The sequence below is a fragment of the Pseudomonas sp. RIT-PI-o genome, assembly GCF_001297215.1.
GTDB classification, from domain to species: Bacteria; Pseudomonadota; Gammaproteobacteria; order Pseudomonadales; family Pseudomonadaceae; genus Aquipseudomonas; species Aquipseudomonas moraviensis_A.
In genome coordinates this window covers 143098-161035 of the sequence record NZ_LHPA01000016.1, presented here as the reverse complement: position 1 = coordinate 161035, position 17938 = coordinate 143098, and the positions used below count along the sequence as shown (strand labels likewise).

The following is a 17938-nucleotide window of genomic DNA, read 5'->3' as shown; positions in this document are numbered from 1 at the left end:
ACTTCTGAAGAATTTACTCATCACTTGGCGAATTCATAGGCTTGGTCGTTTGCTGAGTAATTGTCTGTTTGGCAATAACGCACTGATCCGCCGGTTTGTTGATCAAATCCTTTCGTCGTGCCACTTGCGCGGGTGTTAATTGTTTCAATTGCTCTGGAGTCAGGTTCAAGAGTTGGTCATCGCTGAACGTTGTCATGGCGTTTTCTCCTTGGTGGAATGTGCTCATTACGCAGCGACTATCCTTTGCCCCTCAGAGCAATTTTAAAACTGTAAGAACTAACAGTTTTTTAGGCCCGTTTGCGTTATCGCCCATAACGAAAGGACCTGATGATGTGCGACTGGTTGCGCTGGGTTCATTGTCTCCTCCGTTATCGGGAGGCTTTTTTGATAGCTCAACTAAACGGTCATTTAGTGTAGTTAACGTATTATCGACGAAGATAGACGATTTTGCCCCGCTTCCTAGAAATCCACAGTCGCCGACAGCAGATACGTCCTCGGCGTCGACAGCGTCAACCCCGGCTCACTGTCATCCGAGGCTCCCGCCGAGCTCCAGTAGCGCTTATCCAGCACGTTTTCGACATTGGCGCGCAAGGTAACGGTCTTCTCGTCGAGCTTGAAAGCATAGCGTGTGCCTACGTCGAACCGTTCCCAAGAGTCGATTTCCTTGTCGTTCGATTGGTCCAGGTACTGCGAACTTGAATAGATTCCGCGACTGGTCAACGTCAAGCCCTGCACCGTTGGCACATCCCACTCCGCGCCAAGGTTGACGTTGTATTTCGGTGTCGCCGGTGCGCGGTTGCCGTCGAATGTGCCGTTGGTGGTGTGAGTCAATTCGCTATCGATGTACATCACTCCACCGAGCAATCTGAAGCCTTTGAGCGGTTCGCCGAATACGCTGAGTTCCACGCCATTGTTCTCGCGCTTGCCGTTCGGGCCGAAGACACGCGTGGTGGCGTTGGTTTCGTAGGCGGGTTGTTTGATGCGGAACACTGCTGCGGTCAGCGCATATGAGCCCGCGTCGTATTTGGCGCCGACTTCGATCTGGCGGCTGATGAATGGCGGGAAGATTTCGTCCTCGTTGATCGATGTCGATGGTGCGATCTTGCCCTGGCTGAGGCCTTCCATGTAGTTGGCGTACAGCGAGAGTTTGTCGGTTGCCTTGAACAGAATGCCTCCCGATGGCGAGACCTTTTCTTCATCGTAAGCCGTGTCGCCCTTGATGCCGTCGCTCCAGTCATCGACTTTGACCCGCTGCCAACGCGCACCCAGGGTCAGCAACAGGCGATCGTCGAGGAAACCGAGAGTGTCGGACAACGCCACGCCACTGAAGCGGTTCTCGGTGTAGACCTTGGCGTCATTGCGGGTCGGCGTGCCGGGTCTGGCGATTTCCACCGGATCGTAGAGGTTGCTGCGCCCGGCCGCGTAACGGGCGCCGCCGTTTTCGAAGTCCATATAAAAGTAGTTGGCTGCCAGATTCACTTCATGGCTGACCGGCCCGGTCTGGAACCAGTTACGAACGCCAGCGGTAGCCGTGCGGACGTTTTCGTCGCGAGTGAAATCTCGCGGCTGGACGCTGAAATCACCGGCGTCGTTAGTCACCGAAACGGCATGGCGCAAGAAGTCGTGATTGCTTTTGCGCGCGCCGACGCCGCCATATAGCATGACCGAATCACTGACATCGAACTCCCCGTTCACCGTACCGAAGGTATCTTCGGTGCGCGCCTTGCTCCAGGGTTGCGCATAGTTGTCGCGCACATCATTGGCGTTCGGCACCCTGGCATTGGCGGCGACTTGCACGCGTTCCTGCGGCGCGTCGGTGTCGCGTTCGGTGTGGCCGATATCGGTGGACAGCCGCAAGCGTTCGCCACGGAAATCCAGGCCGAATACCGCCATGTCGCGATCGACACTCTGGTGATCCCATTCCGTATCGCCGGACTGTTTGACGCCGTTGAAGCGCACGCCGAACTGATTGTCTTCGCCAAAGCGCCGCCCGACATCCACCGCGCCACCGACCTGGTTGTTCGAGGCGTAGTTGGCCGTCAGCGAGGTGATCGGCTTGTCGGTGGCGCGTTTCGGCACGACGTTGATCCCCCCTCCTACACTGCCCCGTGGCGAAATCCCGTTGATCAATTGGCTCGGGCCCTTGAGGATGTCGACGCGATCGGCCATTTCCATGTCGATGGTGTACGTCGGCAAGATTCCGTAGAGGCCGTTGTAGGAAACGTCGCTGTTGAACAGGCTGAAGCCACGGATGGTGAATTGCTCGTAGCGTCCGCCGGCCGGGTTGGTCGCGCGTACCGAAGGGTCGCTGCCGATCAGGTCGCCGAGCGTGCGCGCCTGCTGGTTCTTCACCGTTTCGCTGGTGTAGGTGGTCATGCTGAACGGGGTTTCCATGAAATCCCTGGAGCCCAACAGCCCTTGCGAGCCTCGCCGTGCAACCTGGCCGCCGGCAAACACGTCGGCCTCGGTTGACCCGCTCGCGCCGAGAATAGATGTAGGCGCAAGCTGCAAGGTGCTGCCTTCTGCCGCGGGAACCAGCGTATAAGCCTGATCGCCGACCGGTTGCAGTTGCAGCCCCGAGCCCTGCAACAATCGGCTGAACCCCTCCTCCACGCCATATTCACCGGCCAAACCATTGCTGTTGCGGCCGCTGACCAGCGCCGGATCCACCGATAGGTTGACTCCGGCCAGGCCGGCGAACCGCGTCAACGCCGCACTCAGACTACCGGCCGGGACCTGATAACTGCGGCGACTGCCGTCGTCGGCCCAGCTCGATTGGATCAACACGGGGCTGGCACTCAGGCTCAGCAAAAGACTCAACTGCAACAACGGACGCAAACGACCTGGGAATACTGCGGGCATTGGAAGAAGCTCTCGATTTGGTTCACTTGCCTGGAATGACCAGCGAGGCGAAAAAAAGGGACAGGCTTCAGCCAGTTTTTTCTGCACGCGGCACCAGCGACACCCAGAATCGCGTTCGCGTGTGCACGTCGACGGGCAAACTTGCCGCCAGCAGTGACAGCACTTGATCAGTGTCATCGAGGCGGAAACTGCCGGTGATGCGCAGCGATTCCAGCGCCGGATCCCAGCGCAGTACGCCTGGGCGGTAGCGGCTCAACTCGCGCAGGAAATCACCCAGTGGCTGGTTTTGCGCCATCATCACGCCGTCGCGCCACCCGGGCATCAACGTATCGAATGCCGTCACCGCGCCGGCACCAGACGCTTGCAGGCTGACTTGTTGGCCCTGCTTCAATACCCGCGTCGGCCCGTGCAACGGCTGCAACTGCATTGAGCCACGCAGCACGCAGACCTGGCAGTTGCGTGCATTCAGGCGCACCGAGATGTCGCCGTGACTGACGATCATCCGGCCGTAAGGCGCGTTGACGATAAAGGCTGAATCCCCCGCTACGTTGAGCGCCATCTCGCCACGCATCAGCGTCAACTGACGGGCAGGCAAATCGACGTTCACCGCACTGTCGGTGTTGAGCTGCAATGACGAATCCTGCGCCAACTGCACTGTGCGCCGCTCACCGGTGCTGGTGTGCAGATCGGCGCGCCAGACCTCCAGCGGCAGCTCGCGGCCGATCAACCACGCCGCCGGCACCAGCGCCGCCACGCCCAAGGCACGCTTGAGCGCCGCGCGCCGTTCAGGATCCGGCCGATCCAGCGTGGCCATGGCCAGCGCCGGCGGTAAGCCTGCAAAGCGCTGACGCAATTGTTGAATTTTCTGCCACGCGTTTTCGTGGCGACTGTCGCTGCTGCGCCAATGCTGCAACCGGGCGCGATCTTCATCGCTGGCTCCGCCGGATTCGAGCAATGCCAACCACTGCGCCGCCGCCCGCGCCACTTCGCGCGCTTCATCGCTGGGGGCAACGCGCGTCACAGTTCCACCAGCAAGCAATGCTCGTAAGCCTGGGCCATGTAACGTTTCACCGTACGTTCTGAGACCTGCAAGCGCTCGGCAATCTCGCGGTAGCCGAGCCCCTCGAGCTGGCTCCACAAAAAAGCCCGACGCACCGCACGCGGCAAGCCGTCGAGCAGTTCATCCAGTGCCTGCAAGGTTTCCAGCAGCAACCAGCGCTGCTCCGGCGACGGCGCGCACGCTTCCGGCAATTGCGCCAAGGCGTCGAGGTAGGCTTTTTCCAGATGGCGTCGCGTGTAGAAATTGCTCAGCAGCCGTTTGCCGACGGTGAGCAAGTACGCGCGGGGCTCGCGCAATTCGGCCAGTGGCGGCGCGTTGCACAAGACGCGCACAAAGGTGTCCTGACTGAGGTCCGCCGCATCCCACGCATTGCCCATGCGCCGGCGCAGCCAGGTTTCCAGCCAGCCGCGATGTTCACGGTACAACTGCTGCAGGCTCTGCTCCGCCGGTGACGTGGCTTCAATCATCTCAAGAGACCCTGCGCGAAGGTAGATTCAAATGAGACTGATTCTATTTAACTTCGCCAAGGACACAAAGCCTTTTTCTGCTCAGCGTTTGAGCGTCTCGCTCGGCAGCTCTTTGAACAGCGCGCGGTAACTACTGGAAAACCGCCCCAGATGCCAGAACGACCAGCGCATTGCCACTTCGGCAACCGTGGTTTCCGCGGGCCGACGTTTGAGCAGTTCCCGGTGCGCGCTGTTCAACCGCCGCAGGCGCAACCAGTGACTCGGGGTCATTCCGGTGTAGGCCTTGAACGCCTGTTGCAACTGGCGCAGAGGCACGCCGGCAACCTGGGAAAGTTCGAGCAGATTGACCGTGTCCTCCGGCGAGTCAGCCGCCCACTCCACTACGCGCTGCATGATCTTGCGTTCCTCGTTGCGCCGCTGCAATCCGCCACGATCGAGACTGGTTTGAGCGTTGTCGAGGATGAACAGGCAGTCTTCTAGAAGCTGTTCAGTCAGGCGATCTTTATCAAGTGGATCAGCGGCTTGCGCCAACTTCGTGAGAATCGAGCTTAACCAGCTGCTGAACAGAGCGTTCTGTCCGCCGTTAAGCGGCGCCATGAACAATCCTTCGAGTTTCGCCACCTGCAAACCGTGCTCTTGAACGAATTCCGGCCCAAAGACCACGGCAATTTCCCGGTAGTTCTCAGGGGTGATCCAGATGTTGCGGCTCTCTTCGTTGAGCAGATACAGCGCGTTATCGCTGCGATCGAAACAGAACGCCAGGGCACCGGATGGCGCACTGAAATTCTGCTCGACCCGAGTGTTCATCTGCTCTTCGTAGACCTCGACGCCTTGCAGATCCAGATAGCGAATCTGCCCGGCGAAATGCCCCGGCGACATCTGCTGGTAATGCTGGACCCAGCCCGGTGTGGCGCGGATTTGTTCGGCCACGTCGGCGGTGTTGAACGCTTGTACCTGGAGCGGATTGCACGTTGTCATGGGGTGACCTTGCGCACTCTTTTGGTGCGCTTTGGTGCTGCTGAAAGTGGATAGATGGAATCGCAAGCCGCGCCCAAGATAGTCGTCAACGCGCCACAGGGGAAGGGGCGGAAGATGAAACCCGCCCTCCCCGGCGTCTACAAAACCAATAACGAGGTCTTTATGAACGCCCCTTTCGATCAGCTGTTCACCTGGCTGAAAGATCACAAGATTACCGAAGTCGAATGCGTGGTCAGCGACCTGACCGGCATCGCCCGCGGCAAGATTGCACCGACCAACAAGTTCCTGCATGAGCGCGGCATGCGCCTGCCGGAGAGCGTGCTGCTGCAAACGGTAACCGGGGATTTTGTCGACGACGACATCTACTACGACCTGCTCGATCCGGCTGATATCGACATGGTCTGCAAACCCGTGGCTGACGCGGTCTACGTGATTCCATGGGCGATCGAGCCAACCGCTATCGTCATCCACGACACCTTCGACAAGTTCGGCAACCCGATCGAACTGTCGCCGCGCAACGTGCTGAAGAAAGTCCTGCAGCTCTACACCGACAAGGGCTGGAAGCCGATCGTTGCGCCGGAAATGGAGTTCTACCTGACCCAGCGCTGCGAAGATCCGGACCTGCCGCTCAAGGCACCGCTGGGCCGTTCGGGCCGCGCTGAAAGTGGCCGGCAGTCGTTCTCCATCGACGCCGCCAACGAATTCGATCCGCTGTTCGAAGACGTCTACGACTGGTGCGAACTGCAAGGCCTGGACCTCGACACGCTGATCCATGAAGACGGCCCGGCGCAGATGGAAATCAACTTCCGCCATGGCGATGCCCTGGATCTGGCTGACCAGATCACAGTGTTCAAACGCACCCTGCGTGAAGCGGCGCTCAAGCACAACGTCACCGCGACGTTCATGGCCAAACCGATCGGCGACGAGCCCGGCAGCGCCATGCATCTGCACCAGAGCGTGGTCGAGATCGCCACCGGCAGGCCGATCTTTGCCGATGCCGAGGGCAACATGAGCGAGCTGTTCCGTCATCACATCGGTGGCCTGCAGAAGTACATCCCGAAAGTCCTGCCGATGTTCGCGCCGAACGTCAATTCGTTCCGCCGCTTCCTGCCGGACACCTCGGCGCCGGTCAACGTCGAATGGGGCGAAGAGAATCGCACGGTGGGCCTGCGTGTGCCGACGTCGGGGCCGGAGTCGATGCGCGTGGAGAACCGCTTGCCCGGCGCCGACGCCAACCCGTATCTGGCGATTGCCGCGAGCTTGCTGTGCGGCTACATCGGCATGGTCGAAAAGATCGAGCCGAGCGCGGCGGTCGAGGGCCGCGCCTACGAACGGCGCAATCTGCGTCTGCCGATCACCATCGAAGAAGCCCTGACGCAAATGGAAGAGAGTCCGAAGGTGGCCGAGTACCTGGGCAGCAAATTCGTCCGCGGATACGTCGCGGTGAAGCGCGCCGAGCACGAAAACTTCAAGCGCGTGATCAGCTCGTGGGAGCGCGAGTTCCTGTTGCTGAGCGTCTGAAATCCTCGCTGTCTGTCCTAACACCATCGCGAGCAGGCTCACTCCTGCATTTGAAATGCGTTCCCATGTAGGAGTGAGCCTGCTCGCGATAGCGGTTATCCAGGCAATAGAGAACCACCTGAAAAAACCAACAACTGAAAAGGTGTCGATATGCGTCCATTGAAATCCCTATTCCCGGTAGCGCTGAGCGTGCTGTTCAGCGCCGCAGCCCACGCCGAGTCTCAGGTCAGCGTCTACAACTGGACCGACTACATAGGCGAAACCACCCTCGCCGACTTCCAGAGCAAAACCGGGATCAAGGTGATCTACGACGTCTTCGACTCCAATGAAACCCTCGAAGGCAAACTCCTCGCCGGGCGTACCGGATACGACGTGGTAGTGCCGTCCAATCATTTTCTCGCTCGGCAGGTAAGGGCCGGCGCGTTCATGAAGCTCGACCGCTCGCAATTACCAAACTGGAACAACCTTGACCCGAAACTGCTTGAATTGCTTGAAAAAAACGATCCGGGCAATGAGCATTCCGTTCCCTATCTGTGGGGCACCAACGGCATCGGTTACAACGTCGACAAGGTCAAGCAAGTGCTCGGCATTGACCACATCGATTCCTGGGCCGTGCTGTTCGAACCCGAGAATCTGAAGAAGCTCAGCCAGTGCGGCGTGTCGATGATGGACTCCGCCGACGAAGTCTTCCCCGCCATTCTCAATTACATGGGCATGGACCCACGCAGCGAAAGTCCCGAGGACTATAAAAAGGCCGAAGCCAAGCTACTGAGCATCCGCCCGTACATCACCTATTTCCATTCTTCCAAATACGTCTCCGACCTGGCCAATGGCGACATCTGCGTCGCCTTCGGTTATTCCGGCGATGTGTTCCAGGCCGCCAACCGCGCCAAGGAAGCCAAGAACGGCGTCAATATCGCCTACGCCATTCCCAAGGAAGGCGCCAACCTGTGGTTCGATCTGCTAGCGATTCCCGCCGATGCGAGCAATGCCAAAGAGGCCCACGCCTTCATCAATTACCTGCTCGATCCGCAAGTGATCGCCAAGGTAAGCGCCACCGTCGGCTACGCCAACCCGAACCCGGCGGCCAAGCCCTTCATGGATCAGGAACTGGTCAACAATCCCGAGGTTTATCCGCCGCAATCGGTGCTCGATAAACTTTACATTTCCTCGACCCCGCCCCAAGCGATCATGCGCCTGATGACCCGGTCGTGGAGCAAAGTGAAGTCGAACAAATGAATCAGCACAGCCCACAACACGCTCGTTCCTGGTACGCCGCATCTGCTCGGGCGACCGTGCCCTACCCTGCGCTCGACGGTGATCTGCTTGCCGATGTCTGCGTCATCGGCGGCGGCTTCACGGGCGTCAACACGGCGATTGAACTGGCGCAGCGCGGTCTGTCGGTGGTGTTGCTCGAGGCGCGGCGGATCGGCTGGGGCGCCAGCGGGCGCAATGGCGGTCAGCTGATACGCGGGATCGGCCATGAAGTCGAGGGGTTCGCCCGCTACGTAGGCCAGGACGGCGTGCGTTATCTGCAGCGCGCCGGCATCGATTCGGTGGAGTTGGTGCGCCAGCGCGTCACTGCAAACGCCATCGACTGCGATTTGCGCTGGGGTTTTTGCGAACTGGCCAACACTGCTGCGCAATTCGCTGCGTTCAAGCAGGAACAGGCCAGCCTCGACGAGCTCGGCTACGCCCACGAGACCAGGCTGGTCGGCCCTGAGCAGATCCGTCAGCAAGTGGTTGACGCTGGTGTGTACGCCGGTGGATTGATCGACATGGGCTCGGGCCATTTGCATCCGCTGGATCTGGTGCAAGGCGAAGCGCGTCTCGCCGCATCGCTGGGCGTACGCATTTTCGAACAGAGTCCGGTGCTGGAAATTCTCCATGGCCCGACCGTCGAGGTGCGTTGCGCCACGGGTTCAGTGCGCGCCGGCAGCCTGGTGCTGGGTTGCAACGCGCATCTGGATGAACTGGAACCGAAACTCAGCGGCAAAGTGCTGCCCGCCGGCAGTTACATCATCGCCACCGAGCCGTTGGACGAATCCCGCGCCGCGCGGTTGATTCCGCAGAACCTGGCGCTGTGTGACCAGAAGGTCGGGCTGGATTATTACCGGCTTTCGGCTGATCGACGTTTGCTGTTCGGCGGCGCTTGTCATTATTCCGGCCGCGATCCGGCGGACATTGCCGCGTATATGCGACCGAAAATGCTCAAGGTGTTCCCGCAACTGGCCGACGTACGCATCGACTACCAATGGGGCGGCAAGATTGGCATCACCGCCAACCGCTTCCCCCAGGTTGGCCGGCTCAAACAGCACCCGAACGTGTTCTATGCGCAGGGCTACTCCGGTCATGGCCTCAACGTCACGCACTGGTGCGCGAAACTGTTGGGCGAAGCCATTCACGCCGGACACAGCCAAGGCATGGACGTCTTCAGCAGCGTGCCGCACATGACCTTTCCCGGCGGCCCGGCCCTGCGCTCACCGTTGCTGGCATTGGGCATGTTCTGGTATCGCCTGCGCGAAATGCTCGGTTAACAGGCGCTTACATATTCCTGAAGTTAAAACGGCTGGGGATTTGCTCTATCGCAAGGCACTTCTATATTGATGAAGTGCTTTTGCGTTCCTGACGCTCAGTGCCCGATCAATTAAGGAGGACATGGATGAAGTCGTCAGCCAGCGACGAGCCGCGAGCACCCGGTCAGGCGCCGATCAAGACCCGCCGTTTCGGCATTTCGCTGGTATGGATCGTGCCGATCGTGGCGGTGCTGGTGGGCATTTCGCTGGTGATCCACAACATCCTCCAGGAAGGCCCGACGATTACCGTCACCTTCAAGACCGGCGATGGCCTGACCGCCAACAAGACCGAAGTCAGGTACCGCAACGTGGTCATCGGCCACGTCTCCGAGGTCGAACTGGCCGACGATCATAGAAACGTCAACGCCACGATCAAACTGGCCAAGCAGGCCGAAGCCTTCACCCGCGAGGATTCGCAATTCTGGGTGGTGCGCCCGCGCATCGGCGCTGGCGGCGTCTCAGGCATCGATACGCTGCTGTCGGGCGATTACATCGGCGCCGACATCGGCCAGGCCAACACCCGGGCAAAAACCTTCAAAGGCCTGGAGAACCCACCGCCGATCACCTACGGCGAACCGGGCAAGCGCTTTACCCTGCACACCGCTGACCTTGGCTCGCTGGACATCGGCTCCCCGGTCTACTACCGCAAGATTCCGGTCGGCCAGGTGGTGTCCTACGCGCTGGACCCGGATGGCAAAGGCGTCAATATCGAAGTCTTCGTGCATTCGCCCAACGATGCCTACGTCACCGAAAACACCCGGTTCTGGAACGCCAGCGGCATCGACATCAATGTCGGCGCCAACGGTTTTGCGGTGAAAACCGAGTCGCTGTCGACCCTGCTGGTCGGCGGCATCGCTTTCCGCGCCCCGGACTACAGCCCCAACGACACGCCGGCGGGCGAAGACAAGAATTTCGAACTGTTCGCCAACCAGACCGCCGCCCTCGCCCCGCCCGACGGCAAGGCGCAGTATCTGGCGCTGCGCTTTGATCAGGCCTTGCGCGGGCTCAAGGTCGATGCGCCAGTGGAGTTCCTTGGCATCGAAATCGGTCGGGTGGTGGCAGTCAATCTCGACTTCGACGAGGTCAAGCGAACCTTTCCGGTGAATGTCGGCATCGTCATCTATCCGCAGCGACTGGGCCGCGCCCACGCGAAAATTCTCAAGACCTACCATGGCGACGAAAACGACGAGGCCACCGGCGCGCGTCTGATCGCCACTTTCGTCGAAAATGGTCTGCGCGCCCAGGCCCGCAACGGCAACCTGCTCACCGGTCAGTTGTATATTTCCCTGGATTTCTACCCCAAGGCACCCAAAGTCGCATTCGACCCTACGGCGCGGCCAGTGACCATTCCAACAGTGCCGGGCAGCCTCGAACAGTTGCAGGAAAAACTCGAAGCGATGGTCAACAAGATCAACGCGCTGCCGGTCGAGCGCATCGCCAGCAACCTCGACGGCAATCTGGTCGAGCTGCGCAAAAGCCTGAAGCAGTTCAACGCCAAGACCCTGCCGGGCGTGCAGAGCACCCTCGCCGATGTCAGCAAAACCCTGCAGTCCGCCAGTTCGACCCTGGCCGAGGATTCACCGCAGCGCGAGCAACTCACCGAGACCCTCGACGAACTCGGGCGCATGTCACGTTCGTTGCGTGAGCTGTCGGATTACCTTGGCCGCCATCCTGAGTCGCTGATTCGTGGACGTCCCGACAACGCCGCGCCGCTGGACCTCAAAGGATCGCCACGCAATTGAGCACAGGAGCTGCATCCATGGCTTTACCGTTGAAGATCACCCTGCTCGCTGCGTTCGCCTTGCTGACCGCGTGCCGCAGCGACCCGATCAGCTTTCACACGCTGACCCCGGCGCAACCGGGCGTCAGTCGCAACGGCGCCGACATTGCCATCGAAAGCATCAGCGTGCCGCCGCAGGTCGATCGCGCGCAGATCGTCATCCGCCAAGGCAACAGCGGCGTCGCTATCCTGGATACCGATTGGTGGAGCGCCACCCTTGCCGATGAGTTACGCGGGGCGCTGGCCGATCAATTGAGCAGTGGCGTCGGCCAGCAACGAGCTGCCGTGCGCGTCGACGTGCAGCGCTTCGATTCGATTCCTGGTCAGTACGCCCTGATTGACGTGAAATGGCGAGTGCGCCCGCTCGGTGCGACGGATGCCGCGCTGCTGACCTGTCGCTCGGTCTTGCAGACGTCTTCAGGGCCGAGCATCGAAGAACTGGTGACCGCGCAACAGAACAACGTCAAACGCCTCGCTGGGCAAATCACGCAGGCGGCCACCGGCTCGCGCTGCCCGCCGCAAAACTGACTCGGCTTACAAATCGAAGCGATCGACCGCCCGCCGCCGCTCGTTGTCATCGCGTACGTCGTAGTTGGCGGTCGTCTGGATATTGCTGTGATGCGCCAGTTTCTGCGCGATCGACAGGTCGTGCTCCTCGATCACCCGAGTAATGAACGAGCGCCGGAAATCGTGGGGCATGATCTTCACCCCGACCTGCGTTCCCCGCTGGCGGGCGATGTAGTAAATCGCGTGTTTGGTGATGCGCTCGCGTGTGATGTGGCTGCCCCGACGAATGCGGTTGAACAGAAACGCATCGTCGCTCTCGCCTTCCTTGAGCTGTGAGCGACGCAGTTCCAGCCAGGCGTCGAGCTTGGCAAACGCCCAGGCTGGCGCGTACTTGATCAGCTGTTTGTTGCCTTTGCCGGTCACGGTCAGGCTGCGTTCGTGGAAGTCGACCTGACTCAGATCCAGATCCACCGATTCCGACTTGCGCATGCCGGTGCCGTACAGCAGCGCAATCACCGCCGCATCACGCAGGCCCTGCGGGCGCGGGTCGGCAGCGCAGACTTCCATCAGTTCGTGAATCAACGTGCGCTTGAGATTGCGGCCCTGGGACAAACGCGTGCCGGCAATGCCTTTGACCGAACGCATTTTCAGCAGGTGATCCTGGCTGATCAGGCTCATGCGCCAGGCTTCGTTCATCACCCCGCGCACGGCGTTCACATACAGGGACGAAGTGTTCGGTGCGTAACCGTCGGCACGCAACGCGGCGACCAGCGCCACCACGTCTTCCGGTTGCAAACCGTGCCACGGGATCTCTTCGATATCGACGTCTTCGAAACCGAGGCGGTCGGCGGCGTCTTGCAGCACGTAACGCATGGTCAACTGGCTGGAAGGCGCCAGTCGCGCCAGGTAAACGGTCAGTGGATTGCTGGTGGACGGTGCGGGTTGGGTACTCGACAAATCACTCAAACGAAACGGCCTTGAAATAAAAAACGATTCAACAAAAACAATAAATGCATGAAATGAAACGCAAAAAACGGCATGACTCAATGAAAGGGGTTGCCGCGAAAGGCCGACAACCTGCCGTTCGAGGCCGCAAAAGTCAATCGGGCATTCCCCGAACGGTCCATTTGCGGGCTCATCCGCACGGTAGGCGAAATGAAACATCGCGCTCTTATCTTCAATGCATGGAACTGCAGGCAGGAGTGCGGCATGAAGATCACGGTGTTTGGCAGTGGTTATGTCGGTCTGGTGCAAGCGGCGGTGCTGGCCGAGGTGGGGCACGAGGTCGTGTGCATGGATGTCGACGCGCAGAAGATCGAGCAACTGCGCGAGGGGCACGTCAGTATTTTCGAGCCGGGCCTGGCAAACCTGGTGCGTGAAGGGCTGGATGCCAATCGCCTGCAATTCACCACCGATGAACGACGCGCCGTGTTGCATGGGCGGGTAGCGTTTATCGCGGTGGGGACGCCGTCACGCGAGGACGGTTCGGCGGACCTGCGCTATGTGCTGTCGGTCGGCGACGCGATTGCCCGGCATCGTGAGCAGCCATTGATCGTGGTGGAGAAATCCACGGTGCCGGTGGGCACGGGCGATGCCTTGCGCAGCCACATCGAGAAGGCGCTGATCAAGATCGGCCGTTTGCTGCAGTTCGATATCGTCTCCAACCCGGAATTTCTCAAGGAAGGCTCTGCCGTCGCCGATTGCCGGCGGCCGGATCGTATCGTCATCGGCTGCGAAGGCGCTGAGGTGCGCGACGTGATGCGCGATCTGTACGCGCCGTTCAATCGCAACCATGAGCGCATCCTGTTCATGGATCTGCGCAGCGCCGAGCTGACCAAATACGCCGCCAATTGCATGCTGGCGACCAAGATCAGCTTCATCAACCAGATCGCCGAACTCGCCGAGCATCTGGGTGCGGACATTGAAGCGGTGCGCCAGGGCATCGGTGCCGATATGCGGATCGGCTATCACTTCATTTACCCGGGTTGCGGCTACGGCGGATCGTGTTTTCCCAAGGACATGCGCGCGCTGATTCACAGTGCCGAGCAGGAGCACTGCTCAAGTGATCTGCTGCAAGCGGTCGAGGCGATCAACCAGCGCCAGAAGCACAAGCTGTTCGAGCGCATCAATGCCTTCTACCGGGGCGATTTGCGCGGCAAGATCTTTGCCCTGTGGGGCCTGGCGTTCAAGCCCAACACTGACGATATGCGTGACGCGCCGAGTCGGGTGCTGCTCGAGGATTTGTGGGCTGCCGGTGCCAGCGTGCGTGCGTTCGATCCGGAGGCCATGCTGGAAACGCAGAAGCTCTATCCGAACGAGTCAAAACTGATGTTGATGGGCACGCCGGAATCGGTACTGGCCGGCGCCGATGCGTTGATCATCTGCACCGAATGGCAACAGTTCAAAGCACCGGATTTCGAGCTGATCAAACAGCGTCTGCACAGCCCGGTGATTTTCGACGGGCGCAACCTGTACGACGCCGAACGCCTGGCGCGCAACGGGTTTCAGTATTTCCCGATGGGGCGCGGCGAATCGTGCAGGTTGCCGATCACATTGCGGCAGAGAGCGGCGGCTTCGGATGTGGCTTGAGCTGCCCCGGTGGGAGTCAGTGGTAATTGTGGGGTGCACAGACCCTGTGGGAGCGAGCCTGCTGGCGAATACGCTATGTCAGCGACATCGGAGGTGACTGATCCGCCGCCTTCGCGAGCAGGCTCGCTCCCACATTGGATTTGCGGTGGTCAGTGATAATCGTGTGTACGCACCCCCTGTAGGAGTGAGCCTGCTCGCGATAGCGGTGTACCATTCGACACATTCAGAGGCTGACCCACCACCATCGCGAGCAGGCTCACTCCTACAAGGGGGCGATAGTGGATCAGCTTTTTGCCCCAGGCTTCCCGAATAAGGACATTCCCCTTCCGTGGCCATCTATTCTCCGTTCATTCGCCGGCTGATGATCAGCTCGCTGACCGTGGTGGTCAGTCGTGCTCTGGTCAGTCCGCTGCTGACGCTGTTCCTCAGCAACAAGCTCGGGCTCAATCCGCAGGATGTCGGCCTGCTGCTGGGCATTGCCGTGTTCAGCGCCACGCTGCTGTCGCTGTACGGCGGCTACATCATCGACAAGCTGGACAAACGCCAATTGCTGATCCTGTCCATGCTTTCCAGCGGTATCGGCCTGATCCTGCTGACCTTCGCGCAGAACCTGTATCTGGTCACCGTGGTGCTGATCATCAGCGAAACTGCGTCGGCGCTGTTCCTCATCGGTAGCAAGGCGATCCTCAGCGAACAGCTGCCGGTGGGCCAGCGGGTCAAGGCGTTTTCCCTCAATTACACGCTGACCAACATCGGCTACGCCGTCGGCCCGATGCTCGGCGTGGTGATTGCCGGAGTGCAGCCGTCCGCGCCTTTCATCGTTGCCGGTGCAATTGCCATTGGCAGTATTTTTCTCCTGCTCGGCGTGGCCAGGGATGCCCGTCCGATCACTGCTGGCAGCGCGCCGCAAAGTTTCCTCAACACCCTGGTGATCCTGAAAAACGACCGCACGATGGTGTTGTTCACCCTCGGCTGTCTGCTCAGCACATTGGTGCACGGGCGCTTCACCCTTTACCTGTCGCAATACCTGCTGGTCACCCATAACCAGCAACAGATGCTCGACACCATGGCCGCCCTGCTCGCGTGCAACGCAATCACGGTGATCCTGCTGCAGTACCAGGTCGGTCGCTGGCTCAGCCGCGAACACCTGCGTCACTGGATTGCCGGTGGCACCGCGCTGTTCATCGCCGGGTTGATCGGTTTCAGCATGGCGGACAGCCTGCTCGGCTGGTGCGTGGCAATGTTCATCTTCACCTTGGGCGAGATGATCATTTACCCGGCCGACTTCCTGTTCGTCGACACCCTCGCCCCGGAGGCCCTGCGCGGCAGCTACTACGGCGCGCAGAACCTCGCCGCCCTTGGTGGCGGCGCGAGCCCGGTCATTTGCGGGTTTCTGCTGATGCACACACCCGCCCCGAGCATGTTCTATGCGCTGAGCGGATTGGCGGCACTGGGCGGTTATCTATGCTTCATCAGCGCGCGTCGCACCGCTTCAATGCAAAAACAGTGCACTAAAAGTGCATTTATATGAATTTGTCAGCATCGAGTTTGATCGGCAAACTACGCGCGTTCCTCCCCCAATGTTGGAACCTTCGAGGGCTTTCCGGATATGCCGGACAAGTCCTTTTTTTTGTCCCGGATTTTGCAAAGGATCAGTTCTACATGCTTGCTCGCTGGTTGCCCGCCGCCATCAACACCCGCCCCACAGAATGGAGCCGTGCCGCCATCGGCATGAGTCTGGGCACGCTGGTCAGCGTGTGGATGTGCGCGCAGGTGTTCGGGCATGACGTCGCGTTTCATCTGATCGGCCCGCTCGGCGCTTCGGCGGTGCTGCTGTTCGCGGTGTCCTCCGGCGCCCTCGCCCAGCCGTGGTCGATTCTCGGCGGCTACCTGTGTGCCGGCGTGGTCGCCTTGCTGGTGGCCCACGTGCTCGGCCGAACGCTGGGCAGCGCCTGCCTCGCCGCCGGCATGGCGGTGATCCTGATGTGCTGGCTGCGTTGTCTGCATCCACCGGCCGGGGCCTTGGCGTTGACGCTGGTGCTGGCCGATCCGGCGACCATCGCCATGGACTGGAAAGCCATGGAACCGGTGATGCTCGGTGCCCTGTGCATGCTCGCCAGCGCCTTGGCCTACAACAACCTGACCCGCATCCGCTACCCGAAACGCCCCGCCGATCCGGCCCCGCCAGTGGTCCCGGTCGACAGCCAGGCGATCACCGCCGAAGACCTGAAACGGGCGCTGGCGGACATGGAGGCTTTCATCGACGTCACCCCCGAAGACCTCGAACGCCTGATCCACGCCAGCGAGCTGCACGCCAAACGCCGTAGCATCAGCGAAACCTTCAGATAACCGCGCAATTTCGAGGCATGTAAAAACGCAGATTCCCCCTGCAGATATCCCCGTTGTACACGGCAAATTTGCACTGTTACGATCCGCTAACGCCCGCGCGCGGGCTTTTCGAATAAAGACAATAAAAGCAGGGAGTTACTGATGACAGCTCAGGCTTCATCCCGGCGGACCCCGTCCATGGATGCCATGCAAAACGATGTGCTGGCCGAGGTGCGCAACCACATCGGCCACCTGACCCTCAACCGCCCTGCGGGCCTCAATGCAATCACCCTCGACATGGTGCGTCTGCTGCAACAGCAGCTCGATGCCTGGGCGTCTGACGCCGAAGTCCACGCCGTGGTATTGCGCGGTGCCGGTGAAAAGGCCTTCTGCGCCGGCGGTGATATTCGTTCGCTGTACGACAGTTACAAGAGCGGCGACACGCTGCACGAAGATTTCTTCGTCGAGGAATACGCCCTCGACCTGACGATTCATCACTACCGCAAACCGGTGCTGGCCTTGATGGACGGTTTTGTCCTCGGCGGCGGCATGGGCCTGGTGCAAGGCGCCGATCTGCGCGTAGTCACCGAGAAGAGCCGTCTGGCGATGCCGGAAGTGGCCATCGGTTATTTCCCTGATGTCGGCGGCAGTTATTTCCTGCCGCGCATTCCCGGTGAGCTGGGGATTTATCTGGGCGTCAGCGGCGTGCAGATTCGCGCTGCCGATGCGCTGTATTGCGGCCTCGCCGACTGGTATCTGGACAGCAGCAAACTGGCCCTGCTCGATGAAAAGCTCGACCAGATGGAATGGCAGGACACACCGCTCAAGTCGCTGCAGAATCTGCTCGCCAGGCACGCCGTGCAAACCCTGCCCGATGCGCCGCTCGAAGCCTTGCGCCCGGCCATCGACCACTTCTTTGCGCTGCCCGACGTGCCGAGCATGATCGAGCAATTGCGCGCCGTCACCGTCGCCGACAGCCATGAATGGGCGCTGACCACGGCAGATCTGCTGGAAACCCGCTCGCCGCTGGCCATGGCCGTGACCCTGGAAATGCTCCGTCGCGGCAGGCACTTGAGCCTGGAGCACTGCTTTGCTCTGGAACTGCACCTGGACCGCCAGTGGTTTGCCCGGGGCGATCTGATCGAGGGCGTACGCGCCCTGCTGATCGACAAGGACAAGTCACCGCGCTGGAACCCGCCGACCGTCGCTGGGCTGGACGCTGCGCAGGTGGCGAGTTTCTTCCATGGTTTTGATGAGAGCGGGAGCTGAG

The 17938-nt window shown here is 60.4% G+C and carries 15 protein-coding genes; 9 read left to right on the top strand and 6 right to left on the bottom strand.

Going from position 1 to position 17938, the window contains the following annotated elements; all coding sequences use genetic code 11:
- Positions 1–13: 13 nt before the first annotated feature.
- The 5 genes from AEQ63_RS06725 to AEQ63_RS06705 form a co-directional block, all read right to left on the bottom strand.
- Entirely contained in the window at positions 14–196 is a 183-nt protein-coding gene (locus AEQ63_RS06725; RefSeq protein ID WP_064362324.1) for a hypothetical protein, read from the bottom strand.
- Between the two features lie 263 nt (positions 197–459).
- Complete coding sequence (locus AEQ63_RS06720) at positions 460–2862, bottom strand: TonB-dependent receptor (protein ID WP_064362322.1); 2403 nt, start codon at positions 2860–2862, stop codon at positions 460–462.
- A gap of 67 nt (positions 2863–2929) precedes the next feature.
- Positions 2930–3883, bottom strand: a complete 954-nt coding sequence (locus AEQ63_RS06715) for a FecR domain-containing protein (RefSeq protein ID WP_064362320.1) — start codon at positions 3881–3883, stop codon at positions 2930–2932.
- Positions 3880–4389 carry a sigma-70 family RNA polymerase sigma factor gene (locus tag AEQ63_RS06710; protein WP_042609954.1) on the bottom strand — a complete coding sequence of 170 codons (510 nt, stop codon included), beginning with the start codon at positions 4387–4389 and terminating at the stop codon, positions 3880–3882. The genes AEQ63_RS06715 and AEQ63_RS06710 overlap by 4 nt, the downstream gene beginning before the upstream one ends.
- A gap of 81 nt (positions 4390–4470) precedes the next feature.
- Positions 4471–5367, bottom strand: coding sequence for a helix-turn-helix domain-containing protein (locus AEQ63_RS06705; protein ID WP_064362319.1), 897 nt, complete (start codon positions 5365–5367; stop codon positions 4471–4473).
- A gap of 162 nt (positions 5368–5529) precedes the next feature.
- Here AEQ63_RS06705 and AEQ63_RS06700 point away from each other — a divergent pair, with 162 nt between their 5' ends.
- The 5 genes from AEQ63_RS06700 to AEQ63_RS06680 all read left to right on the top strand — a co-directional run bounded on the left by AEQ63_RS06700 (position 5530) and on the right by AEQ63_RS06680 (position 11772).
- Positions 5530–6888: a glutamine synthetase family protein gene (locus AEQ63_RS06700; RefSeq protein WP_064362318.1), complete on the top strand. Its 1359-nt coding sequence runs from the start codon at positions 5530–5532 to the stop codon at positions 6886–6888.
- A gap of 150 nt (positions 6889–7038) precedes the next feature.
- Complete coding sequence (locus AEQ63_RS06695; protein WP_064362317.1) at positions 7039–8127, top strand: polyamine ABC transporter substrate-binding protein; 1089 nt, start codon at positions 7039–7041, stop codon at positions 8125–8127.
- Positions 8124–9425 carry an NAD(P)/FAD-dependent oxidoreductase gene (locus tag AEQ63_RS06690; protein ID WP_064362316.1) on the top strand — a complete coding sequence of 434 codons (1302 nt, stop codon included), beginning with the start codon at positions 8124–8126 and terminating at the stop codon, positions 9423–9425. Before AEQ63_RS06695 ends, AEQ63_RS06690 begins: the two co-directional genes overlap by 4 nt.
- A 125-nt stretch (positions 9426–9550) precedes the next feature.
- The gene (locus tag AEQ63_RS06685; protein WP_064362313.1) at positions 9551–11206 is read left to right on the top strand and encodes a PqiB family protein; all 1656 of its coding nucleotides are present in this window, start codon (positions 9551–9553) and stop codon (positions 11204–11206) included.
- A 17-nt stretch (positions 11207–11223) separates the two neighbouring features.
- Positions 11224–11772, top strand: a complete 549-nt coding sequence (locus tag AEQ63_RS06680) for a PqiC family protein (RefSeq protein WP_064362311.1) — start codon at positions 11224–11226, stop codon at positions 11770–11772.
- 6 nt (positions 11773–11778) lie between these two features.
- Here AEQ63_RS06680 and AEQ63_RS06675 read toward each other — a convergent pair whose 3' ends face one another.
- The gene (locus AEQ63_RS06675; protein WP_309475230.1) at positions 11779–12717 is read right to left on the bottom strand and encodes a site-specific integrase; all 939 of its coding nucleotides are present in this window, start codon (positions 12715–12717) and stop codon (positions 11779–11781) included.
- A 243-nt stretch (positions 12718–12960) separates the two neighbouring features.
- Between AEQ63_RS06675 and AEQ63_RS06670 the strand changes: the two genes are divergently transcribed.
- The 4 genes from AEQ63_RS06670 to AEQ63_RS06655 all read left to right on the top strand — a co-directional run bounded on the left by AEQ63_RS06670 (position 12961) and on the right by AEQ63_RS06655 (position 17937).
- Positions 12961–14340, top strand: a complete 1380-nt coding sequence (locus AEQ63_RS06670; RefSeq protein ID WP_064362309.1) for a UDP-glucose dehydrogenase family protein — start codon at positions 12961–12963, stop codon at positions 14338–14340.
- 328 nt (positions 14341–14668) lie between these two features.
- Positions 14669–15871 (top strand): MFS transporter, encoded by a 1203-nt coding sequence (locus tag AEQ63_RS06665; RefSeq protein WP_064362307.1) that lies wholly within the window; start codon positions 14669–14671, stop codon positions 15869–15871.
- 131 nt (positions 15872–16002) lie between these two features.
- On the top strand, positions 16003–16689 hold the full coding sequence (locus AEQ63_RS06660) for an HPP family protein (protein WP_064362305.1): 687 nt from the start codon (positions 16003–16005) through the stop codon (positions 16687–16689).
- Positions 16690–16830: 141 nt separating this feature from the next.
- A complete protein-coding gene (locus AEQ63_RS06655) occupies positions 16831–17937 on the top strand; it encodes an enoyl-CoA hydratase/isomerase family protein (RefSeq protein WP_042609945.1) in 1107 nt (368 codons plus the stop codon).
- Position 17938 lies beyond the last annotated feature (1 nt).